General features: G+C 63.1%; 26 protein-coding genes. 6 read left to right on the forward strand and 20 right to left on the reverse strand.

Annotated features, from left to right (window positions below; translation table 11 throughout):
- Positions 1–161 precede the first annotated feature (161 nt).
- Complete coding sequence (locus tag MRBLAR12_RS09720) at positions 162–932, forward strand: response regulator transcription factor (protein WP_364745533.1); 771 nt, start codon at positions 162–164, stop codon at positions 930–932.
- Here the strand turns inward: MRBLAR12_RS09720 and MRBLAR12_RS09725 are convergent.
- The 18 genes from MRBLAR12_RS09725 to MRBLAR12_RS09810 all read right to left on the reverse strand — a co-directional run bounded on the left by MRBLAR12_RS09725 (position 929) and on the right by MRBLAR12_RS09810 (position 16,801).
- Positions 929–1,390, reverse strand: coding sequence for an Hpt domain-containing protein (locus MRBLAR12_RS09725; RefSeq protein WP_229992799.1), 462 nt, complete (start codon positions 1,388–1,390; stop codon positions 929–931). The genes MRBLAR12_RS09720 and MRBLAR12_RS09725 overlap by 4 nt on opposite strands.
- Before the next feature lie 118 nt (positions 1,391–1,508).
- Positions 1,509–2,393 (reverse strand): type II secretion system F family protein, encoded by an 885-nt coding sequence (locus MRBLAR12_RS09730; RefSeq protein WP_364745536.1) that lies wholly within the window; start codon positions 2,391–2,393, stop codon positions 1,509–1,511.
- A 6-nt stretch (positions 2,394–2,399) separates the two neighbouring features.
- On the reverse strand, positions 2,400–3,332 hold the full coding sequence (locus tag MRBLAR12_RS09735; RefSeq protein ID WP_229992801.1) for a type II secretion system F family protein: 933 nt from the start codon (positions 3,330–3,332) through the stop codon (positions 2,400–2,402).
- 5 nt (positions 3,333–3,337) lie between these two features.
- Positions 3,338–4,864 carry a CpaF family protein gene (locus MRBLAR12_RS09740; RefSeq protein ID WP_364745979.1) on the reverse strand — a complete coding sequence of 509 codons (1,527 nt, stop codon included), beginning with the start codon at positions 4,862–4,864 and terminating at the stop codon, positions 3,338–3,340.
- On the reverse strand, positions 4,865–6,058 hold the full coding sequence (locus MRBLAR12_RS09745) for an AAA family ATPase (protein WP_229992802.1): 1,194 nt from the start codon (positions 6,056–6,058) through the stop codon (positions 4,865–4,867).
- Positions 6,055–6,828, reverse strand: a complete 774-nt coding sequence (cpaB, locus tag MRBLAR12_RS09750) for a Flp pilus assembly protein CpaB (protein WP_364745540.1) — start codon at positions 6,826–6,828, stop codon at positions 6,055–6,057. The genes MRBLAR12_RS09745 and cpaB (MRBLAR12_RS09750) overlap by 4 nt, the downstream gene beginning before the upstream one ends.
- 2 nt (positions 6,829–6,830) lie before the next feature.
- Positions 6,831–7,799: a pilus assembly protein TadG-related protein gene (locus MRBLAR12_RS09755; RefSeq protein WP_364745543.1), complete on the reverse strand. Its 969-nt coding sequence runs from the start codon at positions 7,797–7,799 to the stop codon at positions 6,831–6,833.
- Positions 7,787–8,206, reverse strand: coding sequence for a TadE/TadG family type IV pilus assembly protein (locus tag MRBLAR12_RS09760; RefSeq protein ID WP_414645481.1), 420 nt, complete (start codon positions 8,204–8,206; stop codon positions 7,787–7,789). Before MRBLAR12_RS09760 ends, MRBLAR12_RS09755 begins: the two co-directional genes overlap by 13 nt.
- Positions 8,207–8,309: 103 nt before the next feature.
- Positions 8,310–8,546 (reverse strand): Flp family type IVb pilin, encoded by a 237-nt coding sequence (locus MRBLAR12_RS09765; protein ID WP_364745549.1) that lies wholly within the window; start codon positions 8,544–8,546, stop codon positions 8,310–8,312.
- A 281-nt stretch (positions 8,547–8,827) separates the two neighbouring features.
- Entirely contained in the window at positions 8,828–9,706 is an 879-nt protein-coding gene (locus tag MRBLAR12_RS09770) for a type II secretion system F family protein (RefSeq protein WP_364745551.1), read from the reverse strand.
- A gap of 12 nt (positions 9,707–9,718) precedes the next feature.
- Positions 9,719–10,672 carry a type II secretion system F family protein gene (locus MRBLAR12_RS09775; RefSeq protein ID WP_364745554.1) on the reverse strand — a complete coding sequence of 318 codons (954 nt, stop codon included), beginning with the start codon at positions 10,670–10,672 and terminating at the stop codon, positions 9,719–9,721.
- A complete protein-coding gene (locus MRBLAR12_RS09780; protein WP_414645482.1) occupies positions 10,669–12,141 on the reverse strand; it encodes a CpaF family protein in 1,473 nt (490 codons plus the stop codon). The genes MRBLAR12_RS09775 and MRBLAR12_RS09780 overlap by 4 nt, the downstream gene beginning before the upstream one ends.
- Positions 12,138–13,343, reverse strand: coding sequence for an AAA family ATPase (locus MRBLAR12_RS09785; RefSeq protein WP_364745557.1), 1,206 nt, complete (start codon positions 13,341–13,343; stop codon positions 12,138–12,140). The genes MRBLAR12_RS09780 and MRBLAR12_RS09785 overlap by 4 nt, the downstream gene beginning before the upstream one ends.
- Positions 13,340–14,122, reverse strand: coding sequence for a Flp pilus assembly protein CpaB (gene cpaB, locus MRBLAR12_RS09790; RefSeq protein WP_364745560.1), 783 nt, complete (start codon positions 14,120–14,122; stop codon positions 13,340–13,342). Before cpaB (MRBLAR12_RS09790) ends, MRBLAR12_RS09785 begins: the two co-directional genes overlap by 4 nt.
- A 30-nt stretch (positions 14,123–14,152) precedes the next feature.
- Positions 14,153–15,154, reverse strand: a complete 1,002-nt coding sequence (locus MRBLAR12_RS09795) for a Tad domain-containing protein (protein ID WP_364745563.1) — start codon at positions 15,152–15,154, stop codon at positions 14,153–14,155.
- Complete coding sequence (locus tag MRBLAR12_RS09800; RefSeq protein ID WP_229992813.1) at positions 15,133–15,525, reverse strand: TadE family protein; 393 nt, start codon at positions 15,523–15,525, stop codon at positions 15,133–15,135. The genes MRBLAR12_RS09795 and MRBLAR12_RS09800 overlap by 22 nt, the downstream gene beginning before the upstream one ends.
- A gap of 103 nt (positions 15,526–15,628) precedes the next feature.
- A complete protein-coding gene (locus MRBLAR12_RS09805) occupies positions 15,629–15,829 on the reverse strand; it encodes a Flp family type IVb pilin (RefSeq protein ID WP_364745566.1) in 201 nt (66 codons plus the stop codon).
- A gap of 270 nt (positions 15,830–16,099) precedes the next feature.
- Positions 16,100–16,801: a prepilin peptidase gene (locus tag MRBLAR12_RS09810; protein WP_364745568.1), complete on the reverse strand. Its 702-nt coding sequence runs from the start codon at positions 16,799–16,801 to the stop codon at positions 16,100–16,102.
- A 319-nt stretch (positions 16,802–17,120) separates the two neighbouring features.
- Here MRBLAR12_RS09810 and rplM point away from each other — a divergent pair, with 319 nt between their 5' ends.
- From rplM to glmM, 3 genes are all read left to right on the forward strand, one after another.
- Complete coding sequence (rplM, locus tag MRBLAR12_RS09815; protein ID WP_015937805.1) at positions 17,121–17,564, forward strand: 50S ribosomal protein L13; 444 nt, start codon at positions 17,121–17,123, stop codon at positions 17,562–17,564.
- 36 nt (positions 17,565–17,600) lie between these two features.
- Positions 17,601–18,110, forward strand: coding sequence for a 30S ribosomal protein S9 (rpsI, locus tag MRBLAR12_RS09820; RefSeq protein ID WP_018773707.1), 510 nt, complete (start codon positions 17,601–17,603; stop codon positions 18,108–18,110).
- Positions 18,111–18,310: 200 nt separating this feature from the next.
- Positions 18,311–19,672 (forward strand): phosphoglucosamine mutase, encoded by a 1,362-nt coding sequence (glmM, locus tag MRBLAR12_RS09825; RefSeq protein ID WP_364745572.1) that lies wholly within the window; start codon positions 18,311–18,313, stop codon positions 19,670–19,672.
- A 156-nt stretch (positions 19,673–19,828) separates the two neighbouring features.
- On the opposite strand, the gene MRBLAR12_RS09830 is transcribed toward glmM, so the two are convergent.
- Positions 19,829–20,767, reverse strand: a complete 939-nt coding sequence (locus tag MRBLAR12_RS09830; protein WP_364745575.1) for a M15 family metallopeptidase — start codon at positions 20,765–20,767, stop codon at positions 19,829–19,831.
- A 5-nt stretch (positions 20,768–20,772) separates the two neighbouring features.
- Positions 20,773–21,738, reverse strand: a complete 966-nt coding sequence (coaA, locus tag MRBLAR12_RS09835; RefSeq protein WP_229992818.1) for a type I pantothenate kinase — start codon at positions 21,736–21,738, stop codon at positions 20,773–20,775.
- 146 nt (positions 21,739–21,884) lie between these two features.
- Here coaA and glmS point away from each other — a divergent pair, with 146 nt between their 5' ends.
- A complete protein-coding gene (gene glmS, locus MRBLAR12_RS09840; protein ID WP_364745578.1) occupies positions 21,885–23,777 on the forward strand; it encodes a glutamine--fructose-6-phosphate transaminase (isomerizing) in 1,893 nt (630 codons plus the stop codon).
- A gap of 4 nt (positions 23,778–23,781) precedes the next feature.
- Positions 23,782–24,129 (forward strand): holo-ACP synthase, encoded by a 348-nt coding sequence (locus MRBLAR12_RS09845; RefSeq protein WP_364745581.1) that lies wholly within the window; start codon positions 23,782–23,784, stop codon positions 24,127–24,129.
- Positions 24,130–24,178 lie beyond the last annotated feature (49 nt).

The raw sequence follows: 24,178 nt of genomic DNA on the forward strand, positions 1-24,178 counted from the left end.
CTAACTTGACAAGTTACGAAATTATATTGCGGTGGCTGTGCCTAAACGGTCATTGGCGCTATAGCGTAGGTAATCTAGCAATGCTGGCGAATCATCATTGCACAGCAGTACCGACGCGGCAGCTATGGGGGTAGGTGCCGCATCAGATGTGAGGGGGGGCCATGACTGACTTGGGAGTCGCCGTCGTTGTGGAAGACGACGACGATGTGCGTCATCTCGTCGAAGCCGTGTTGAGCCAGGCGGGATTTGACGTCCACGGCGCAGCGAGCGGTCGCGAGGGGGTCGAGGTCGTACGGAATGAGAAGGCCAATGTTGTCACCTTGGACGTTGGCCTCAACGATATTGACGGCTTTGAAGTCCTGCGTCGAATTCGGCAGTTCAGCGATGCCTACGTGGTCATGCTGACGGCGAGGACGGACGAGTTGGACACATTGACCGCACTGCATACCGGTGCCGACGATTTCATGACCAAACCGTTCCGGCCGCGCGAGCTCCGAGCCCGGGTCTCTGCGATGATGCGCCGGCCCCGGCAGGACGGCCCCGATGCCACGTCCGTGGACCCGGGAACGGCTCCGTCGAAGGCCGTTGTCCTGTCCCACGATTCGGAATTCCGGCACAACGGCCTGGTATTGAACCCGCACACCCGTTCGGTCACCGTTGACGGCATTGCTGCCAGTCTCACGCGCAGTGAGTTCGATCTCCTGCATGCCCTGTTGAAAGGGGCAGGTGCCGTCCGGTCGAAGACCGATCTGGTGCGGGTGGTGCGGGGTGAGCACTACAGCGCGGATGCCTACATCAGTGAATCCGACGAGCGTGCCGTCGAAGTGCACATCGGCAACATGCGTCGCAAGCTGCGGGAGGATCCGCTGCACCCTCGTTGGCTCCAGACCGTCCGTGGCGTTGGGTACCGGCTCACGCCGGCCTCGGACTAGCTGTCCCCGAGGTTATGCCTGAGCTGCAGTTCGTCCACTGTGTCGTTTCCACTCTCTGCAACTTCACGCAGGAGCAACCGCGCCAGGCGAGCGTCGCGGACGCGGATGGCGTCCTCAAGCTCTCTGGCGAGCTCGGCCAGACGGACGCCGCCGACCATCGCTGAGGACGTCTTCAGGCTCAGGACTGCGTCCAGCGCGGCCGTCTCGTCACCGCTATCAAGGGACGTCGCGAGGGATTGATAGCGATGGTCCCACATCCTTGCATAGTCCCTCGCGAATACTTTGGCCACTGCAGGGCTGTCCAGCTGTGATCCGAGTTCCTTGAGGGCGGAGGGGTCCACGATCGGGCTCGCGACGTCTTCGGCCGCCGTTGCGGCCACGCCTGGACCGGACGGGGAGCTGTCGGCGGAGGAGCCAGTGTTTGCATCGCCGTCGTCTGGCGCACCTTGGAAGGACATGTGCCCACGCTACTGCCTGGTCTGGCCGATGCCCGGCGCACCGTGTGATCCTGCGGAAACCTTTCGGCTATCCCGATGGCTTCCTGAGGGTTTGCCGTGAAGGCGCCATGGGCCGGCGTTACTGGCCGCTGAACGTCTCGATCGTGTTGATGACGGCGGGACCCAGGATGGCAATGAAGAGGACCGGAAAGATGAAGAATAGGAGCGGAAACAGGATCATCACGGGCAGCTTCATGGCCTTCTCTTCTGCCCGCTGCCGGCGCTTGACGCGCATCACCTTGGCCTGGACGCGCAGGACGCGGCTAATGGCGATGCCGTACGTATCCGCCTGCACCACTGCCTGGACGAAGCTCCGGAGTTCGGGGATGTTGGTGCGTTCTGCGAGGGCGAGGTAGGACTCGCGGCGGCTGCGTCCCACCTGCATGTCCTGCAGGGTGCGCACGAGTTCCTCCGCCAGCGGCCCTTTGCCGTTCTCGCCGGCGCGGGCCATGGCACCCTCGAAGCCGAGGCCGGCTTCCACAGAGATCAGCATCTGGTCCAGGGTGTTGGCGAGCTCCAGCTGCATGGCCTTCTGCCGTTCCTGCCCCTTGCTGTAGAGCATCAGATCGGGGATGAAGTAGCCCAGGAACACTACGAACACCCCGACCAGCTTGATGATCGGCGTCGACCCAATGGAACTGAGGAACAATCCGAGCAATCCGCCCACAACACCCAGGGCAGGTTTGGCTGCCAGCAGCCGGCCCAGGGGCATGTTTGCAGGGCGGCCAGCCAGGGACAGCAGATGATCGAGTTTGAGCACGTAGGCGGCTGGCGTGAGGCGGTAGCCGATCTTCTCGACGAAGCCTGTACTGGACTTCTTCTCCTCCTCCGCACGGTGGGTTCCCCTGGACAGGATGTCCCGGGCCACCCTCTCGCCCTTCCTGTCGGCGGACAGCAGGGTCCACACCAGGTAGCCGAGCGGCAGACAGATCAGGAGGAGGGCGAGGACAATCAAGGGATCCATGGCCGGTCAGAACTTCAGGTCGATAATCTTGCGCATCCAGAGACCGCCAATGGTCATCAGGATGACGGACGCCACAACCATGATTCCGCCAAGAAGTGTGGTGAACATCTTGTCCATGTACCCGGGGCTGACCAACATCAGCATGGCCACAATGCCGAGCGGGAGGGCCATCAGGATGTAGGCAGAGAACTTGCCCTCCGCGGCCAGGGACTTGATGTGGCCCTTGATCTCGCTGCGTTCGCGGATGGTTTCGTTCACCTGGTCCATCACCTCGGCCAGGTTGCCGCCCACTTCGCGGTTGATCTGGATGGCCTGGGAGATCCAGACGAAGTCCTCGTTCTTCATCCGCTCCGCCGTGTCGTTGAGCGAGGCCAGCAGGTCACGCCCCAGGCTCGTCTCCGAGATGACCCGGCGCATCTCCTCGGAGGTGGGGGCCTGGGATTCATTGGCGGCGGCGTCGATGGCGCGAAGAATACTGTGCCCGGCGCGGAGGCTGCCGGAGAGCAGCTGCAAAGTATCGCCCAGCTGGGCATCGAATTTGGCGCGCCTCTTACCCGCCAGGAAACCCAGGACGAGGTGCCCCAGGAAAGGCGCAGCGAGCATCAGGAGTATCGCCAGAAGGGGGCCTGCCACCACGAGGCCCACGAGTCCGCCCACGAAGGAACCGATGATCACCAGGAACAGGAAATCCGCCTGGCTCAGGCGCAGGCCTGCGTTCTCGAGGGCTTCCCGGTTGAAGAACCGGACGTTCCGCTTTGCCAGGAAGCGCTCGATCAGCTCGACGGCGGAACCCGCGAAACGGGTCAGTTGCGAGTCCGATTCGGTCCGGTAGGGCCGACGGCGATCCAGCGGTACGGTGGGGGTGCGGGGGATGAGTACTGTCGCTCCGGCCAGGGCGGCTGCCGCGACCACGAGTATGACGCTTATTATCAGGACCATGAGCGTCAGTGCCTTCCGCTGGAGGCCACGGGCGCCCCGAAGACGCCGGCCGAAACGTGGATGCCCAGATCTTCGAAGCGGTCGATAAACCGTGGACGGATTCCGGTGGGAACCGGAGTCCCAAGGAAACGTCCGTGCTGGTCAACACCTGCGGAATAGTCGAAGACAAAGGCATCCTGGAGGGTGACGATGTCACCTTCCATGCCCTGGACTTCCGTGACGTGCGTGATGCGGCGGGTGCCGTCCCGGAGCCGGGAAATCTGGATGATCAGGTTGACGGCGGACGCGATCTGTTCGCGGATGGCCCGCAGCGGCAGATCCATGCCCGCCATGAGCACCAGCGTTTCCAGACGGGCGACGGCGTCGCGCGGCGAGTTGGAGTGGACCGTGGAGAGCGAACCGTCGTGGCCGGTGTTCATGGCCTGGAGCATGTCCAACGATTCGCCGCCGCGGACCTCACCCACCACGATGCGGTCCGGACGCATGCGCAGGGAGTTGCGCAGCAGCTCGCGGATGGTGACTTCGCCCTTGCCCTCAGTGTTTGGCGGCCGGCTTTCCAACCGCACCACATGGGCCTGCTGGATCTGGAGTTCAACGGCATCCTCGATGGTCACGATGCGCTCGTTGGCCGGAAGGAAAGACGAAAGCACATTGAGAAGCGTGGTCTTGCCTGTGCCCGTACCGCCGGAAACGATGATGTTCAGCTTGGCCTTGACGCAGGCGTTGAGCAGCTCGGCCATCTCCGGGGTGAGGGTGCCGAATTCGATCAGGTTCCGGACGGTCAGCGGCACCTTGCTGAACTTACGGATGGTCAGCGATGAGCCGCCGACGGCGAGCGGGGGGATCACAGCGTTGACGCGGGAGCCGTCTTCCAGTCGCGCGTCGACCAGAGGCGAGGATTCATCGATACGACGGCCCACCTTGGACACGATGCGTTCGATGACTTTGCGCAGGTGGTCCTCGGAGCTGAACATCGATTCGGTGAGCGTCAGCTGGCCCTTGCGTTCCACATAGATCTGGTCCATCCGGTTCACCATGATTTCCGTGACGTCCGGATCGTCGAGGAGCCGCTGCAGCGGTCCGTAGCCGAGCACGTCGTCGGCCACGTCCCGGACCAACCGGGAGCGCTCATCCGCCGTCAGCGGGACCTGCTCCGAATCGATGATGCGGGTGAGCTCCTCCCGGGCCGTGCTGCGCAGCTCGGCCTCCGTGATGGCAGAGTCGTTGAACCGGGCCCCCATCTTTTCGAACAGGGCGGTCGCGGCGCGCTGCTTGATCGCGGCAAAAGCGTCCACGGGCTGGTGGCCTTTGGCCTGGAAACCTTCGTGCTGGACGGACGCGCCCGGCGACTGTACCGGCTTGGCGGGCGCCGCCGGCCGTTCCCGGCGTGTTGCAGCTACGGAAGTGGGGACCGGCGGGCGCGGAACCGGCGGGGGAGCGGTGTTGGCGGCAACGGAAGCCACAGCCATGGCCGGCGTGGCGGCAGGCTGGGTCTTCTCCTGCGCGGCCTGGATGCGTTCTGAAAGTTTCAGCTAGACCACAACCCGCCGGTGACTCTTACGCTGGGATTTCGTCCGCCCGGCCGGGCTGAACCGTTCCACGAGCTGGTTGAGGCCTTTGACGGCAGGGTCTTTTCGGGCTTCCTGTAGGACGGGAACGCCACGGTTGGTGGAGAACGCGACAGCACGGGAACGCGGGACACTGACATCCACGGGGGCGCCCAGGGTGGATTCGACATCCTGGACCGAGAGACCGCACTTGGGATCGGCCATGTTGAGCACCACGTGCCGGCTTTCCGGCATGATGTCCAGCTGACGGAGAATGTCCAGTCCGGAGCGGAGGCCGCGGACGCTGGGGATGTCCATAGCGCTCACCCAGACCACGTCGGTGCAGGCCTCCATGGCGGCCAACCCGATTTCAGGCAATCCGGGTGCGGTGTCCACCACCACGTATTGGAACTCGTCCGCCAACTGCTCCAACAGACGGGTGATCTGCTCGGGGGTGATGTAATCGGCCTCAACCGGGCTGACGGGGGCGCAGAGGGCGTAGATGCTGGACGGGTGAACGGTGAGAAAAGCCTTCAGCACTAGCGTGTCCTGGCTAGCAGCAGGGGAGACGGCATCCGTGACTGTGTGCTCGGGATTCAGGTACAGCCCGGAGGCGACGTCGCCGAACTGCAGGTCCAGATCCACGATCACCACGCTCATGGGTGCAATTTTCCCCAGCCCCACGGCGATGTTGGTGGCGATGGTGGTCTTGCCGACGCCACCTTTGGGAGAGAACACGCCGATGACTGTGCCCTTGCCTCCTTCCGCCTGCTGAGGCTGATCCGTCCGGTGACGACTGGCGAAGGACTGGCACGCCCGCTCCAAAAGCACCCGCATCTGCGCCGGATCGGCCGAAGGGCTGAGGATATCCCGGACGCCGGCCCGCATGGCCTGCAGGATGAAAGCGGGATCCGGCTCGCTGACCAGGAGAACCGTCAGGTCAGGGACTTGGACGTCAAGCACGGTGGCGAGGCGCAGGGCCTCGTCGATCGGCACGTCGGGCCCCAGCACAAGAACCTCCGGCTGCTCCTGGTTCAGCTGGGCGAACAGGTCGTAGGGACCGGCGGGCAAAACGTGGGTCAGGAATGTCTGCACGCCGCCCTGAAGCCCGCCGGCAACCGCCTGCCGCAAACGGTTGTCAAAGTCCGCGTTCGGTGTGATCAGGACGAAGCGGCTCATTTGTAGACCTCAGGTTTCGTCATGATCCCGGGCTTTCCGCTCTCTGTGGCGTTGAGTGGTTCTTTGCTCAACCAGAGGCTGGCGAAGTCCTTGAACTCCGAGGCATAGATAATCTTTGTGGCGTCGACATCGTTGACGGCAACCGTCAAGAGCAGTAGGCCGGTGGGGAGCGACGTATCCTCGGCTGGAGCCGAACCCTCCGCTGACGGCTGCGGCGAGGGAGTGGCCACCGGAGCCCGCTGTACGGCCGTGACCAAGACTTTGTGTATTGACAGCTGAGTCGTCTGCTTTTCCGGTTTGGCCTCGATGCCGCCATCTTTCAGGTTAATGAAGATTCCGACGTGGTCACCCGGAGCGATACGTCCGCCGACTACGCGCTGAGGTTCCAGCTGGAAGGAGACTTCCTGCAGGCCGGCCGGGATGTCTACCGACCCTTGGATTTTGAGGTTTTCGGGTTCGACCAGGCGTTCTGTCACAAGCTGCTCGCCGGGAATGAGGTCGACGGCGGCAACCTTGCCCTTGGACTCGTCCAGGGACTTGAGGGAGGAAGCGGGCACGGCCGCTGCAGGGAGCTGTTCAGTAGCGAGGGAAGCGCTCATGGCTTCCACCGGCGTTCCCGCGGGGATCGCCGTCTTCACGACCAGCACGCTTACAGGTTCAAGGTTCTTGACAGCCCGCTGGTCCGCGCCCTGGGCGTAGGAAATCACGAGCATGGCACCCACGATGGCGAGGACGACCGCTGCTATTCCGGCCAGAAGTCGTGACTTCACAGTTATGGGGCTCCAATTGTGAGACGGACAACGGAAGTACCGTAGTCTGATGCGCTGCCGAGTTCGAGGGCTTGAGACAGGGAAACAAACTTGACGAAAGAGCCTCGGATCGTCTTGTTGGCAAGCTTGTCGGACTTTGGCCATTCTTCATCGGAGAAGTGGTACCCGGTGACGTGAAAGGCGGCAAACCCTTTGACGTAATACTTGCCGCCGGAGCCTGTGCCGGTGGCGACAGCGTATAGCGGAAGCAGGACCGTTTGATCTTGGATGGCGCTAATGTCCGCGGAAGAGCAGACGGTCGGGGCACTGGCGCCCGTATCGCTACTGAACCAGATTCCTGAATCACTCGATGCGCCGGCGCTCATCTTAACGCTGCATTTGCTGTCAGTTGTATCAGGATCGGTGATCCAGCCAAATCCACCAGGAATCCCGCCACATCCCCCGGCGTCTATATAAAGGACTTGAACGACTGTGGGGTCCGAGGAAAATTTGCACTCAGCGATTGTCAACGGCACAATCACAGTGCCCTTGGATGGTGTCCCCCACTGGACATTCGAGATGGCCGTGACTTCAGAACCGGGAAAACCAAGTGCGCGCGCGAAAAAGTTCGACACGGAGTTGGGCGCGCCGCCCGTTTCTTTGGCACCTATGGTTACCGTGGCCTTGCGGTTCACCTTGTCCAGGCCAATGGACTTCACGTTGCTTTGTCCGTCCACGGCGTTCTTATTTGCGAGATCACCGGCCAACGCAGAAGTGGAAGAACAGTCCGAATCGTTTACATTCTTGGCACACTTCTGGGCCAGCATAAGGGCCACCGAATCAGAGCCGTTCTGCAGCTGCGCCCGCTCGGAGTAGAGCTTTCCGACATCGATGGCGATGGCCGCGAACCCGAGCAGAACCACCATGAGAAGGGCAACAATAACCGCGATTCCGCCTCGTTCACTGTCAGCCGGTGCTGCTATCCGCCGCATTGCATCGTCCCTACGCCTTTCATGGCAAACGGGCCGGCGATTCCGGTCATTGTTTTGAGGGTGTAGTCAATCGTCACTTTGACCTGGACGTTCGCTGCGCAGGCTGTCGGGATGGGCGTAGCAGCCGGCGTCGCTTGATAAGTGAAAACTATCTTGTCGTCTTGGAGGACGGGGTTGAGTGTCGTGGCCGCGTTCTTCGCCGCAGCTTTGGCTGTGGCAGTGGCTGCCGCTGTGGCACTGTTGTTGATGGCCATCACCCTCACACCTTCACGGGCGGCGTTGGAGAGGGTAATTTGCGCGCTGTAGGCACGGCCGAACTCCATGATGCCGAGCAACAGCATGATCAGGACGGGAGCCAGTATCGCGAACTCAACTGCCACGGCGCCACGTTCGGATGCCTTAGCCAATGAATGCCTTTCGTGCAACAGACGCGTGGTAGATCAGCGCTTAATTGTGACAGCGAAGCCGGGCAGCTCAGGAAATTTCCCCGCTACCCGGCTTCGCGACCGGTTACTTTGTGCAGGTGGCGGCGGTGCCGGCCGGTGAACCCGCGGCCACTGCCATCGATCCACCCTTTACTGTGCAGCCCACACCCTCGAACGTGGAAGCCAGGGTGCCACCAAGAGCAGTAACGGCAATGATGATCGCGACGGCGATAAGGGCGACCATAATGCCGTATTCAACGGCTGTGGCGCCCTTCTCGTTGCGACGAATGCGAGCAACGATGTTTGAGAAGAAGGCATTCATTTGAGACTCCTGAGCGAGCGAAGGGAAGCTGGTCAGATGCCAGCTCTGCCAGAAAGCTAGCAACGCGATTCGTCAGAAGTTACGCTGCTTGCCACATCCTGCGGTAAGACTTCCCTAACTGCACATTTCCTGAGGATTTCCTGCGCGTAATCTGTGCTCAAACTGCTCCGGGACTCAGAGGGATGGCACACGAAAGGACCCCCTAGGCTCTGGGGTCCAAGGGGGTCCGGTCCATTTAGGCGTGGTTGTGAGCCTCACCGATACTTCCTGCCTGCGGTGTCCTAGGAGAACGCAGCGATGATGCCCATTACAGCCGGCCCCATCAGGATGATGAAGAGCGTCGGGAATATGCAGAAGATTAGCGGGAAGAGAATCTTCACGGGAATCTTCATCGCATGTTCCTCGGCGAGTTGGCGACGCTTTGTCCGCAGTTCCTGGGCTTGCGCTTTGAGAACCTTTGCGATTGCGATGCCGTACGTATCGGCCTGGACGACGGCCCGGATGAAGCTGCGAAGGTCAGGTGAATCGACTCGTCCTGCGAACGCCAGGTAGGCATCCTTTCGGCTGCGGCCCACTTGCATGTCTTGCAGGGTGCGAGTGAATTCGTCCGCAAGTGGGCCAGTGCCGTTCTGAGCGCTCCGTGCCATAGCTGCTTCAAAGCCGAGTCCAGCCTGAACGGAGATAAGCATCTGGTCTAGTGCGTTAGGAAGCTCAAGCCGGATGGCTTCGCGTCGCTTCTCCGCCTTCGTCCGAATCAGTAAGTCGGGAGCAAAGTAGAGGAAAACCACGAAGGCCAAGGCGATGAGAATACGCTGCGGAGAGGGCTCGCCAAGGAAGCCTGCAAGTCCCAAGCCGGCGCCGGCCAGCGCCAACAGTGGCTTGACCATGAGCAGCCGCCCAAGCGGAAATTCTTTGGGTCGTCCCGCCCCGGCCAACTGCTTATCCAGCCAGGCAACGTAACCAACCGGGGCCAGCTTCTTGCTGAGAGCTGCAAGTTGCTCTCCTGCGACTGATCGCCCGGCGGCGGCCCCCGAAGATTTCGCCCCAAGGTTGGTTCGGATATTCCGCAGCCCGCTGCGATCACCGGTGAAAGCCAGCCAGACCATGCCAGAGATGGGTCCAATGATGGCCAAAACGGCGGCCATTGCGATGGGTTGCATGATGGTGACTCCTTAATACTTCGGTTTGATGAGACGGCTGAGCCAAAAGGCCCCGACACTGAGCATGAGGGCGGCGGCCGCCATCATGAAGTAGCCGGGAACCGTTGAGGAAAACGTCTTGGCATAGACCGGATTGATGAACTGCAGGGCGATGAACAACAAGATCGGTAATGCGATCAGGACCATGGCTGACACGCGTCCTTCGGCGCTGAGTGCCCTCACTTGGCGCCTGACCTGGTTCCGATCGCGGATCGTCTCGCCCACGTGGTCGAGGACCTCGGCCAGATCCCCGCCAACCTCGCGGTGGATTTCTATGGCCTGGGCGATCCAAGCGAAATCCTCGTTCTTGGTCCGGTCGGCGACATCGAGGAGGGACTCGCCCAGGTCGCGGCCGATACGCGTCTCATTGACAACGCGGCTTAGTTCATCCGCCATTGGAGCGTCGTTTTCCTGGCCTGCAGCATCAAGCGAGCGAAGCAGGCTATGCCCGGCTCGCATGCCGCCGGAGAGCATCCGGAGCGTGTCCGGAACCTGGTCATCGAACTTTGCCCGGCGGCGCGAGACGAGCAAATTCAAACTCAACGCGAGCCCAATTGGCGCGGCAATGATCAGGAAAATCGCCGGGAACATACCTCCCAGCAGAAATCCGACGACCCCTGCCAGCACGGTGATGATGCCAGCCAGGAGCAAGTAGTCCGCGGGCTGTTTCTTGAGGCCGGCGCTGTCCAGCCGGCGCCGGGACAGGATGCCCGAAGGCTGGGGCTTGAGTCGGGCATCGATCACGCCCAGCGTCGCGTCTGTCAGCTTTGACAGGGTGGATGAGTGAGCGACGCTGTCCGGCCGGCGCCGTTCCGCCGAAATGACGTTTCGAGACTTCAGGATGACCCAGAAAACGATAACGAGGGCCAAATAGACCAGCGCCAGGCCCAGCACCATGACCACAGGAGAAGCATCGTCGGGGATCATCGGACACTCCCAACATTCGCCCCGAAAACGGCAGGCGAGATTTGAATGCCGAGTTCCACGAACCTGTCGGTGAACCGCGGACGGACGCCGGTGGGTATCGGCTTGCCGAGGAACCTGCCATTGGCGTCCACGCCGGCGGAATAGTCGAAGACAAAGGCGTCCTGGAGGGTGACAATGTCGCCTTCCATGCCTTGCACCTCGGTGATGTGCGTGACACGGCGGCTACCGTCACGGAGCCTTGTGATGTGCACGATGAGGTTCACCGCAGAGGCGACTTGTTCGCGAATGGCCCGCAGCGGCAGGTCCATCCCCGCCATTAGCACCAGCGTTTCCAGCCGGGCCACTGCATCCCTGGGGGAGTTGGCGTGAACGGTGGAGATTGACCCGTCATGACCGGTGTTCATGGCCTGGAGCATGTCCAACGATTCGCCGCCGCGGACCTCGCCGACGACGATGCGATCCGGCCGCATGCGGAGCGAGTTGCGGACGAGTTCGCGAATTGAAACCTCGCCGCGGCCCTCGATGTTGGCCGGCCGACTTTCCAGCCGCACTACATGTTCCTGCTGCAACTGGAGCTCCACGGCGTCCTCGATAGTCACAATGCGGTCTGTCTCCGGGATGAAGGAAGACAGGACATTGAGCAAGGTGGTCTTGCCGGTGCCGGTACCACCGGAGACGATGATGTTCATTCGCGCCAGGACACATGCCTGCAGGAGTTCAGCCATTTCCGGGGAGAGGCTGCCGAACTCGATGAGCTTGTTCACGGTGAGGGCTTCGCGGGCAAACTTTCGGATGGTCAGCGAAGGACCATTGACGGCCAAGGGCGGAATGATGGCGTTGACACGCGAGCCATCGGCAAGCCGCGCGTCAACCAACGGCGAGGACTCATCGATCCGTCGACCCACCCTGGAGACGATCCTTTCAATGACCCGGCGGAGCGCCTCGTCCGAACTGAACTTGGCATCTGTTTTTTGCAGGTGGCCATACCGTTCCACGTAAATGCTGTCGTGGCGGTTGACCATAACTTCCGTGACTTCAGGGTCGTCGAGGAAACGCTGGATCGGACCGTGCCCCAGGACGTCGTCGATGATTTCGCGGGTTAGTCGCTGCCGTTCGGCCGAAGTCAGCGGAACTTGCTCCGCGTCTACCACTTCCTTGAGTTCATCCTTGACATGCTGGTGCAGCTCGGTTTCATCCATCGAAGAGTCGGAGATCCTGGAGCCGAGCCGCTCGTAGAGGGCCTGGCTGGCCCGTTCCTTGAGGCCGCGGAGGGCTTCGCTGGCCATTCCGGCGTTGGGACCCACTTCCTCGACCACGAGTGCTGCGCTGGCGGCATCGGCGGCTTGGGCTTCCTGAATTCGACCCAGGGTCGAAGGGACGTCTGGGCTTGTTTGGGCTTCCGGCGGCGTGGCCGTCGCGCCATCCTGGCTGCCGTGCCGCAATTGTTCAAACCTGCGTGTGAGACTCACTGGACTACCGCCCTTCGGTGGAGCTTGCGATGTGTTCGGTCCTGCCAATTCGGCTGGAAACGGTCCACGAGTTGACGAAGACCTTTCCCTGCCACGTCCCGGCGGCCGTCCTGAAGGATGGGAACACCCTTGTTGGTCGAAAACGGCAGGGTCCGGGAGCGCGGTATGGCGACGTCGACCGGCACACCGATCGTTGCCTCCACATCGGGGACAGAGAGCCCGCTCCTTCCGTCAGCCATGTTCAGCACAACGTGCCGGCTTTCCGGCATGAGGCCGAGCTCGTTGAGGATGTGGAAACCGGTGCGGAGTCCGCGGATGCTCGGCACGTCCATGCCGCACACCCAAACAGCATCCGTTGCCTGCTCCAGAGCGGCAAGGACATGCTCGCCGAGTCCTGGAGCGGTGTCGATGACCACGTACTGGAACTCATGCCGCAACTGCTTCAGCAGATTGGTGACATGGGCGGCGGTAATCATCTCCGATTCCACGGGATTCCTCGGCCCACACAACGCGTAGATATTGGCCGAGTGCAGCGCCAGGTACGTCTTGAGCACCATAGAGTCCTGGCTGGCCGCACCCGTAACCGCGTCCGTGATCGTATGTTCCGGGTCCAGCAACAGGCCACTGGCGATGTCCCCGAACTGCAGGTCCAGGTCGACGACGACGACCCCCATCGGCGCGACCTTTCCCAGTCCGACCGCGATGTTTGTCGCGATGGTTGTCTTGCCTACGCCGCCCTTCGGTGACATTACGGCGATGACCCGACCTCCGGAAGCTCCAACTGGAGACTCGGCGGCACTGGAGTTCAGGCCCCTCCGACGACCTGCTGCGGCCAGGCTGGAACGCTCGACCATCGCCCGGATGCCGTTGGTGTCCGCTGTGGGCGAAAGGATATCCCTCACACCCGAGCGCATCGCGGCCAGGACAAGCTCCGGGGTCTGCTCCGCACCCAGGAGGACGCTGATCTCCGGATACTGCAGGTCCAGGACCGCAGCGTGCTTCAGGGTGTCGTCCAAGTCCAGTCCCGGGCCCAGGATGAGGACTTCCGGCGGCTCTCCCAGCAGTTTGCTGAGGAATTCATCCGGTCCGTCCGGGAGGTGGTCTGCCTGGAACCATTGCAGACTGCCGCTCATGCCGGCCGTGGCGGAGCGGACCAGTCGTTCGAAGTCGACGCTGGGCGTGATCAGTACGAAGCGGCTCATTTGAAGACCCTGATGCGTTCCATGACTCCGGTGGTGTCCGCCGTCGAGCTTTCCGATTCCTTGCTCAGGTACACCTTGCCGAACTCGGTGGCGTGGACGATCTTTTCCACGTCAATCGAGGGCCGGGCGAGGGTGACCAAGTATCCACCGTTAGCCTGCGCGGCGCTTGACTTGGCGCTCAGGGCCCCGTCGGAGGAACTTTCCGTGGTCGTCGTCGTCGCCGACTGATCCTGTGCTACGGCGCCTGTGGAGTTCTGGACCGCCGTCACCAGCACCTTGTGGAAGACCAGCTGAGACTGGTCAGGGAGGTTCAGCTTGTCGTTCGCCGCATAGGACAGAATCACGCCGACGGTGTCGCCGGCCTTCAGGGTGCCGCCGACGATTCTGTCGATCGTGAGCTTGACCGTGACTTCCTGAAGTCCGCTGGGGACCGGCGCCCGGTTCGGGCCGAGCAACTGTGCCGGCTCCACCATTCGTGTGGCCAGGAGTTGTTCGCCGGGTACGAGTCCGACGGCAGAGACCTTCTGGCCGAGTTCAGCCAAGGTGGTGACGCTGTCACTTGCCACCGCTGACTTGGGTACAGTTTTTTTGACGACCGAATCACCGAAGTTTGCCGCGGCCGTTCCGGCTGCAATTTCTTTTTGGACGACATAGACTTCGGCGGTCTCGGTGTTTGCCAGGGCGCGCCGATCGGCGCCCTGGACGTAGGACACAAGTAGAACTGTCCCGATGATGGCCACAACGAGTGCGGCGATGCCTCCCAGTAGGCGAGCTTTCAATTCTTCCACCCCTTAGAAATGAATCAGTTGTTATTTGATGAGACCGAGAACTTTAATATTTCCGGTAGGGGTGGAAGAACCACCCGTAAATAGGTCTGGATCGGCGAAATAGCCGACAAATGTCCCGTAAAGACCCTTTTGGCTTGTGGTAAAAACGTTCGTGGGATCGTAGGAGTTACCAGGAAATTTCCAGCCCTGGACTTCGAAACCCGCCCACTTTTCGATCATGTACTTAACGTTGCTTCCGGTGCAGGGCGAGAACATGTCCTTGCAGGTGTATTTGAAGACCGGAATTGCGACCGTCTGACCGACGAGGCCGCTGCTGAACACCGCGTCACAGCCGGATGGCATAGCTGCGCCGGCGCTTGTTTTGCTCCACTGACCAACTTCCGCGGTCACCTGGCACCCCGTGGAGCCGTCCGGGTCCAGCCAGGCGAAACCACCGGGGATGATCTGGTTGGAGGGGTTTCGACCAGTGCAGTCCACTGCACCGGCACCGCCACCCTGTGTCAGGATTTTGTGCGGGAGTCCATCATCGATGAACTCGCACGGCGCAAAGGTCAGTGGAAGGATGCTGCGGCCCCGCGTCGGAAATTCCCATTTGGCGGTAGCAGTAGCGCCGACTCCGATGTCGGGCGTATCGAGGGCGTTGGCGAATAGCTTGCTCAGGAACCCTGACCCATTGGTGCCGTTCACTGTTGCCGTGCTGACGGTGACTTCGAAGGGAACGCTAAGGTCAACGAACCGGACCCTGGAGACTCCGTCCTTCGAGTTCTGATTCGCCAGGAGTGCTGCGACGGCGTTGGCGTCTGCTTGGGTGCATCCTGCTGTTTCGGAGCAGATCTGTGCGCCCGCCAGCGCTCCGGCGTCGGCGGCGTTTTGGAGTTCCGCGCGTTCTGCGTAGATCTGGCCGACATCGACGGCGATGGCGCCGACGCCGATGAGGACAAGCATCATCACGGCGACCAGTACGCCGGCGGCGCCCCGCTCAGAGTTCTCCGTAACTGAAGTTAGTCGGGCAAACGTTCGCATCGCATGGCTCCTTCTCCGGTTACCGTGACAGTCGGACTGAAAAATCCGGTGAGGGCCGGCCGTGTGAAGGTGACGGTGGCCGTGACCGTGGCGCCCGGCGTGCAGGCCCCAGAGAAGGCGAAATTCCCCGGGGCAATGGCGACTCCCGGAGCTCCAGCCACGCCAGCGGCGGCGGCCAGGCCGACATCGTTGCTGACTGCCATCTCACGGGCCGCTTCGCGGGCTGCCTGGGTCACCGAGATCTGGAGATTGTAGAAGTTCGAGAACTCCAGGATCCCGACGACGATTAGCAGGAGCACGGGCGCGATAAGGGCGAACTCGACGGCGACCGCGCCGCGCTCCCGCCCCGGCATAACTTTGCTGCGTTTCACAGGTTCCCCCCGAGGAATGTGACGCTGGATCTAATGGAGAGTGCCGCGTCCGCGCTAGGCGGACGCGGCACCTTTGGTGTTGAGACCTGATACGGAGAGCTTTTTACCAGCCGCCAACCTGAAGGGCGAGCCGGTCGAAGAATGCATCCAGGGCGCCGCCGAAAGCGGTGACGCCGCCGACGATGATGAGGGCGATGAGGCCAACGAGCAGACCATACTCAGTCGCGGTCGCGCCCTTTTCAGATTCGAACTTGTCCTTGACGCCGGCAACAAAAGCGAGCATTGAGACCATGAGACCAGTCATTTTAGTTTTTCCTTTTCCAGAGATTGAGTAATGAACGAATTTCCGGCAAATCCCCGATTGCTTATTTGCTGGAGCTTCGTTGGGACAACATTTGCACGGCCACAAACGGCGCGGCAATGATGTTCGATACTCGACTTTTGGAGGGAAAAATTGGGTATCACCTGCCCTCAAACGGGGGTGTACTCAGTTTCTAAGTTGGGGTGGGGCTTCCACTACTTGGTTTGATAAGCCGTCTTACTTAATGCGCGCCCGGGTGAAGGCGGAGACCACTTAGGGGAGCAACAGGATGATGGCCAGGCCGGCAGCAAGCATCGAGGGGCCGTAGGGCACTTCTTTCGGCTTGTTTCCGCGGTTTTTGAGGACCAGGAGCAGGGAGGCGACACCACCTGCGACGAACCCCAGGGCACCGCCGTAGAACAAGTGGGACCAGCCTAAGTAGCCCAAGTACAGGCCAAGTGGTGCCGCGAGCTTCACATCGCCCATTCCGAGACCGTTTCGGCTGGTCAGGGCGAGAAAAAGGTACAAAACGAACATTATTGAGGCGCCGGCGACCCCGCGTAGCAGGCTACCTGCCTCGCCGGACACTCCTGCTGCGGCCCCGAGTAGCACAATTCCGGCCCCTAGCAGGGGGAGGACCATCCGGTTAGGCAGCAAGTGGTGCTGCAGGTCGATCCGCGCCAGCTGCACGCCGGCCACGGCCAGCAGGACGTACGCGGGGAGTTCGGGGGAGAGCCCAAAGCGCCAGGCCAGCAGGGCGGACAACGCGAAGGTGGCCGCCGCCGTCGTAAGTCTCATGCGTACTGTCAGTGGTCCGCCCAGGCGGGGGAGTGCGCGCCGGATGAGGAGCTCGGCCAACAGGGACAGGCATGCGCCCGCGAGGCCAACGCCGGCTATGAACAGAACCCCGGTCAGTGACCCGGCCGGCTGCGCAAGCAGCAGGGAGATGGGGCCGGCGGCGGCGGGATCGGGCACTGTTCCTCCAGGGATGCGACGGGCCGGCACGGGGCGGTCTGCGAAACAGAGAGCAGACAGGATGCATCCGGACACCCCATTTTGACCCAAGAGGCCGCGATCGGCTATTCTTGGTAGTCGTTGTGCGTGTCCTATCTCGATGGTGCGTGCCCGCTTGAGAATCCGGTTGCAGGATAGCTACTCAACGTGCACATTCGAGACTTCAGGATGACTGGTTACATAGAGCCCTCACCTCTGTTCCGGTAGCGCATAGATAGTAGGTGCACCGTAAGAGTGACGCCTAAAACAAGAACGCCAGAACAAGAACGAGGCAAACACCGTGCGTACGTACACCCCGAAGCCCGGCGATATCAACCGCCAGTGGCACGTCATTGACGCCACCGACGTTGTCCTTGGTCGTCTTGCCAGCCAGACCGCAATCCTGCTGCGCGGCAAGCACAAGGCCACCTTTGCGTCCCACATGGACATGGGCGACTTCGTCATCATCATCAACGCTGAAAAGGTTGCCCTCACCGGCGCCAAGCTGGAGCAGAAGCGCGCATACCGCCACTCCGGTTACCCGGGCGGCCTGACCTCCGTCAACTACGCGGAGCTGCTTGAGTCCAACCCGGTTCGCGCCGTGGAGAAGGCTATCAAAGGCATGCTCCCGAAGAACTCCCTCGCTGCACAGCAGCTGGGCAAGCTGAAGGTGTACCGCGGTGCAGAGCACCCCCACGCCGCCCAGCAGCCCAAGACTTTCGAAATCACCCAGGTCGCCCAGTAGTCCTGGCCACCAACCAACTTTTTATCAAGGAGAATCGTGGCTCAGAACGAAGAACTGACCACCGAAGCCGTTGAGGCTGAGGAAAACCTGACCAGCTACACCTCGGAGAGCGGTGCTGCGGAAGCAGCTGCGCCGAAGAAGGAACGCCCGGCACTGACCGTTGCCGGCGCTGCAGTTGGCCGTCGTAAGGAAGCCGTTGCACGCGTTCGCGTTGTGCCGGGCTCCGGCAAGTGGACCATCAACGGCCGCGAGCTGGCGAACTACTTCCCGAACAAGCTGCACCAGCAGGACGTCAACGAGCCCTTCAAGATCCTCGATCTTGACGGCGCCTACGACGTCATCGCCCGCATCCACGGTGGCGGCATCTCCGGCCAGGCCGGTGCCCTGCGCCTCGGCATCGCCCGTTCACTGAACGAGATCGACACCGAGAACAACCGCGCCACCCTGAAGAAGGCCGGTTACCTGCGCCGTGACGCCCGCGTCATCGAGCGTAAGAAGGCCGGTCTCAAGAAGGCCCGTAAGGCTCAGCAGTACTCCAAGCGCTAAAAATGCGCCTACCCAATCGTCGGCCGCTGGCGCGACCGGCGATTGGGGCCCTTGGCGCTTTTTAGCGCTCGGATCCAGAAGCGTTAATCCCGCTTCCAAGCGCTTTTGGCGCTTGCACGAAAGCCCGTTCCGCCACTCGGCGGGGCGGGCTTTCGCCGTTAAGGCCGGACTTGCTCCGGCCATCGACTAAACTTGGTCCGATGTCTAGATTATTTGGAACCGATGGAGTCCGCGGCCTGGCGAACGGGTTGCTGACCGCCGAGCTCGCGTTGCAGCTGGCCCAGGCCGCCGCCGTCGTGCTTGGCCATGAGCGCAACACGACCGGGAAGCGGCCGATCGCCGTGGTTGCACGCGACCCGAGGGCCAGTGGCGAGTTCCTCGCGGCCGCCGTGGAGGCCGGCCTCTCAAGCTCGGGAATCGACGTCTACGACGCCGGAGTTCTCCCCACCCCGGCTGCCGCCTACCTCGTGGCGGACCTCGGCGCCGACTTCGGCGTCATGATCTCGGCCTCCCACAACCCTGCGCCTGACAACGGCATCAAATTCTTCGCCCGTGGCGGCCAGAAGCTGCCCGACGACGTCGAGGACGCCATCGAAGTGCAGCTCGCCAAGGAGCCCTTCCGACCAGTGGGCGGTGAGGTAGGACGGATCCAGCGCTTCTCCGACGCCGAGGACCGCTACATCGTGCACCTGCTCGGCACGCTCCCGCACCGTCTGGACGGCCTGAAAGTGGTGCTCGACTGCGCCCACGGCGCAGCCAGCGGCTGTTCCCCGCAGGTGTTCAAGGACGCCGGCGCCAACGTGATCGTCATTGGCGCCGAACCGGACGGACTCAACATCAACGAGGGGGTGGGCTCCACCCACCTTGGCCCGCTCAAGCGGGCCGTGCTGGACCACGGGGCGGACCTCGGTATCGCCCACGACGGCGACGCCGACCGTTGCCTCGCGGTGGACCACGAAGGCAACGAGGTGGACGGCGACCAGATCATGGCCATCCTGGCCGTAGCCCTCAAGGCCTCCGGAAAGCTCAAGGACGATGTCCTGGTGGCCACAGTCATGAGCAACCTCGGCCTGAAGCTCGCCCTGCGCGACGCCGGGATCAGCCTGCGTGAAACCGGAGTGGGGGACCGCTACGTCCTCGAGGAAATGCGCAACGGAGGCTTCAGCCTTGGCGGCGAGCAGTCCGGGCATGTGATTTTTGCCGACCACGCCACCACCGGCGACGGCGTGCTGACCGGGCTGCAGATTGCGGCCCAGGTGGCCCTCACCGGGCGCCCCCTCAAGGAACTGTCCACGGTGATGACCAAGCTGCCCCAGGTCCTCATCAACGTCAAGGGCGTGGACCGTAGCCGGGTGAAGGGCGATGAAGTGGTGGCTGCGGCCGTGTCGATCGCCGAAGCCGAACTCGGCGACACCGGACGCGTCCTGTTGCGTCCCTCCGGCACCGAGCCAGTGGTACGTGTGATGGTGGAGGCCGGAGACCACAAGACCGCCCAGGGCGTCGCCGAGCGGCTGGCTCAAGTGGTACGGACCGAACTGGCCCTGGAGCTTGTGGCCGAATAGCCAGACTCAAACGGTTCCGTCGGCCGGTCCCTGTGGCCGGCGCCGCCGGTTTTCCCCACCTACGAGGGCGCCCGACGGCGTGTCGGCCGATTGCGCCGGGGTGTCCCGTCGTCGTGGTGGCAAAGGTGGGGAAAATCCGCGCAGGCCGCTGACGCCTTACAAGTACGCCGGCGCCGGCTCCAGACCGAAGTACTGTTCCAGCGTGCCGATCCCGCGGGCGGACATGTCCGTGGCCGCCGCGGTACCGATGTAGCGCAGATGCCATGGCTCGTAGAAATAGCCGGTGATTTCGTGCAGCATCCACGGGTAGCGGACCACGAAGCCGAAGCGGTGGGCGTTCGCCTTCGCCCAGATTGCCGCCGGCCGGTCCTTGAACTGTGGGGTAAAAGCGTCTGCGCCGCTGCCATCGCCAATGTCGAACGCCCAGCCCGTCTGGTGCTCGGAATAGCCCGGCCGTGCGGAGGCAGTGTCGGCCCCGGCCTGCCCTTGCGCGCGAACCCAACTGCCGTAGGTCGCCGTCTGCGTCGCGAATGAACGGTAACCGCTGGCCAGCGTGATGATGACGCCCTCCGCTGCCGCCGCCGCGAACATCTTCTCCGCCGCGGCCGCCGTCGTGCTGTTCAGCAGTGCCGCCTCGCCGGAGGTGGCCAGGCGGACGGCCGGCCGGACCAGATCCGGCGGCACAAAGGTGGCGGGGGCCAGCGGCCGGTGCTTGTTGACGATCACCCAGGCACTGGTGGGGTCCGTGAGTGAATGCTGCGGCCCCGGCGCCGCGGCCGAGGGAGGGGGAGGGGGCGCCGCGGCCGACGGCGGGACAGCCGCCGCCGCCGCGGGCGCCGGGGTCGCAGATGGTGAGCTGGCCGGCGGGCTAGACGCCGCGGCGGCTGCGGTCGGCGTCGCACTGCCCATGCCCGGGGTCGGGTCCGGCGTCGGCCCCGGCGTGCCGGACGGCGTGAAGGACTGGGCCGGGGTGCAGGCTGAGAGCGCCGCGAGGCCGGTGCCTGCCAGCAGGAGGCGGCTGAAGGCCCGGCGGCTCGGCGAATCCGGGCTGGCAGGCTGCCGCCCGAACGCTCCGTCCGCGTTGTCGTAGCACATCTGTGCTAGACCTTCCTCAGCAGCATCCGGCGGATGGAGTGGTCGGCGTCCTTGGTCAGGACCAGTTGCGCGCGGCCCCGGGTCGGGAGGACGTTCTCCTCGAGGTTGGGCTCGTTGATGCGCTTCCAGATCTCACGCGCGGTTTGTTCGGCCTCGGTATCGGAGAGTGTTGCGTAGCGGTGGAAGTACGATTCCGGCTGGGCGAAGGCCGTGGTCCGCAGTTTGCGGAACCGGTCCACGTACCACTCCTCGATATATGAGGTTTTCGCGTCGACGTAGATGGAGAAGTCGAAGAAGTCGCTCAGGGCCAGGCCCTGCCTGCCGTCCTGCCGCGGCCGGGCCGGCGCCAGGACGTTCAGTCCCTCGACGATCAGCACGTCCGGCCGGCGCACCACCACTTCCTTGCCGGGGACGATGTCGTAGGTGACGTGGGAATACCAGGGGGCACGGACTTCCTCGGCGCCGCCCTTGATCTCGCTCACAAAGCGCAGCAGGGCGCGGCGGTCGTACGACTCCGGGAAACCCTTGCGTTCCAGCAGTTGCCGGCGCTTGAGCTCGGCGAGCGGGTAGAGGAATCCATCCGTGGTGATGAGCTCCACGTTGGGGGTGCCCGGCCAGCGGCGGAGCATCTCCCGCAGGACGCGGGCGATGGTGGACTTGCCCACGGCCACCGAACCGGCCACGCCGATGACGAAGGGCGTGCGCTGGGTGGTTTCGCCGAGGAAGGTAGTGGTGGCCGAGTGAAGCTGGCCCGCGGCTTCCACGTAAAGGTGCAGGAGCCGGGACAGCGGCAGATAGACCTCGCGCACTTCCTTGATGTCGAGGGGGTCCCCGAGGCCGCGAAGGCGGAACACATCCTCTTCATTAAGGGGCTGTTCCATCTGGGCAGCGAGCCGGGACCAGGTCTGCCGGTCCAGCTCCACGAATGGGGAGACACCTTCCCCGTTCGCTTCATTGCGTTGCAAAGTCACCCTAGAGATTCTGCCCTTCCCAGCGCCGAGAGCGAAATGGACCGGCCGGTGGGAGGCCGGGCAGGCCCTCACCAGCACCCGCGCCGGGGCGCCCGCGCGCCGCTGGCCCACGTCCTCCCTCCCGGAAACCCGCTAGGCTTATGACCATGTGTGGAATCGTTGGATATGTGGGCCACTCAGATGGCCGGGTAAATGCTGGACACAATGCCCTGGACGTTGTCCTTGAAGGATTGCGGCGTTTGGAGTACCGGGGCTACGACTCCGCGGGCATTGCGGTGGTTGCCGACGGCACCATTTCGTCCCGGAAGAAGTCGGGCAAACTGAGCAACCTCATCGCGGAACTGGACACCCGCCCGCTGCCGGAATCTCTCACGGGAATCGGCCACACGCGCTGGGCCACGCACGGCGGCCCGACGGACCAGAACGCGCACCCGCACCTGTCCGACGGCGGCAAGCTGGCCCTGATCCACAACGGCATCATCGAGAACTTCGCCGAGCTCAAACTGGAACTCCAGCGCAAGGGCGTCATATTCGAGTCCGAGACCGACACCGAAGTAGCGGCTGCCCTGCTCGGGGACATCTACCGGAACCAGCTGGGCGGTGACGCCACCAATGGCGGCCTCACCCTGGCCATGCAGCTCGCCTGCCAGCGGCTCGAGGGCGCGTTCACGCTCCTCGCCGTCCATGCCGACCAGCCTGACGTGGTGGTCGCGGCCCGCCGGAACTCCCCGCTCGTCGTCGGCCTCGGCGAAGGCGAGAACTTCCTCGGCTCCGACGTCTCCGGCTTTATCGACTACACCAGGCGCGCCGTGGAACTCGGCCAGGACCAGATCGTCACGATCACCGCCGACTCCGTGGACATCACGGACTTCTACGGCGCCCCCGCCGAGGGTAAGGAATACCACGTCAACTGGGACCCTGCCTCTGCCGAGAAGGGCGGCTTCCCGTCCTTCATGGAAAAGGAAATCCACGACCAGCCGGACGCCGTGCTGCAGACCTTGCTGGGGCGCTCCGACATCCACGGCAAGCTGACGCTTGATGAGCTCCGTGTCGATCCGCAGCTGCTCAAGAACGTCGACAAAATCATCGTCCTGGCCTGCGGCACCTCCGCCTACGCCGGCCAGGTTGCGAAATACGCCATTGAGCACTGGTGCCGGATCCCCACCGAGGTCGAACTCTCGCACGAATTCCGCTACCGGGATCCGATCGTGGACGAGAACACCCTGATTGTCTCCATCTCCCAGTCCGGCGAGACCATGGACACCCTCATGGCGGTCCGCTACGCCAAGGAGCAGGGCGCCAAGACGGTCTCCATCTGCAACACCAACGGGTCCACCATCCCGCGGGAATCGGACGCCGTGCTCTACACGCACGCCGGACCGGAGATCGCCGTGGCCTCGACCAAGGCGTTCCTGGCCCAGATCACGGCTGCCTACCTGCTGGGCCTTTATTTGGCACAGCTGCGCGGCAACAAGTTCCAGGGAGAGATCAAGGACATCCTGGCTGACCTGGGCAAGATTCCCGCCAAGATCCAGCGCATCCTCGACAACGAGGCCGAGATCAAGGAACTCGGCCGGTCCATGGCTGACGCCAAGTCCGTGCTGTTCCTGGGCCGCCACGTCGGGTTCCCGGTGGCGATGGAAGGTGCGCTGAAGCTCAAGGAGCTCGCGTACATCCACGCCGAGGGCTTCGCCGCCGGCGAGCTCAAGCACGGCCCGATCGCCCTGATCGAGGAAGGCCAGCCCGTCTTCGTGGTGGTCCCGTCTCCGCGTGGCCGCGACTCGCTGCACGCCAAGGTGGTCTCCAACATCCAGGAAGTCCGCGCCCGCGGCGCCCGGACCATCGTGATCGCGGAGGAAGGGGACGAGGCTGTGAAGGCCTACGCCGAGCACGTCTTCTACATCCCGGAGACCCCCACGCTCCTGGCGCCGCTGCTCGCAACGGTTCCGCTGCAGATCTTCGCCCTCGCACTCGCCTCGGCCAAGGGCTATGACGTGGACCAGCCGCGCAACCTGGCCAAGAGCGTGACCGTAGAATAACGCCATGATCGTTGGCATAGGCGTAGACGTCGTAGACATTGAGCGGTTCGGCCGGCAGCTCGAGCGCACCCCCGGGCTGCGCGACAGGCTGTTCGTCCCCGCCGAACGGGAACTGAACACACGCTCCCTCGCCGCGCGGTTTGCGGCCAAGGAGGCCGTGGCCAAGGTGCTGGGGGCGCCGGCCGGCATGAACTGGCAGGACTGCTGGATCGGGCTGGACCAGAACGGTCCCACCGTGCAGGTCAAAGGCACCGTGCTGGCTGTGGCGGAGTCGAAGGGCGTCAGGCGCTGGCACTTGTCCATGAGCCACGACGGCGGGATTGCCACCGCGACAGTTGTCGCCGAAGGCTGAGAGAGCCGTCCAGGCCGAACCGGCCTGAGCGCCAGGCATTTCCCAGCGA

Source organism: Arthrobacter sp. LAR12-1-1.1 (assembly GCF_040676555.1).
Lineage (GTDB): Bacteria > Actinomycetota > Actinomycetes > Actinomycetales > Micrococcaceae > Arthrobacter.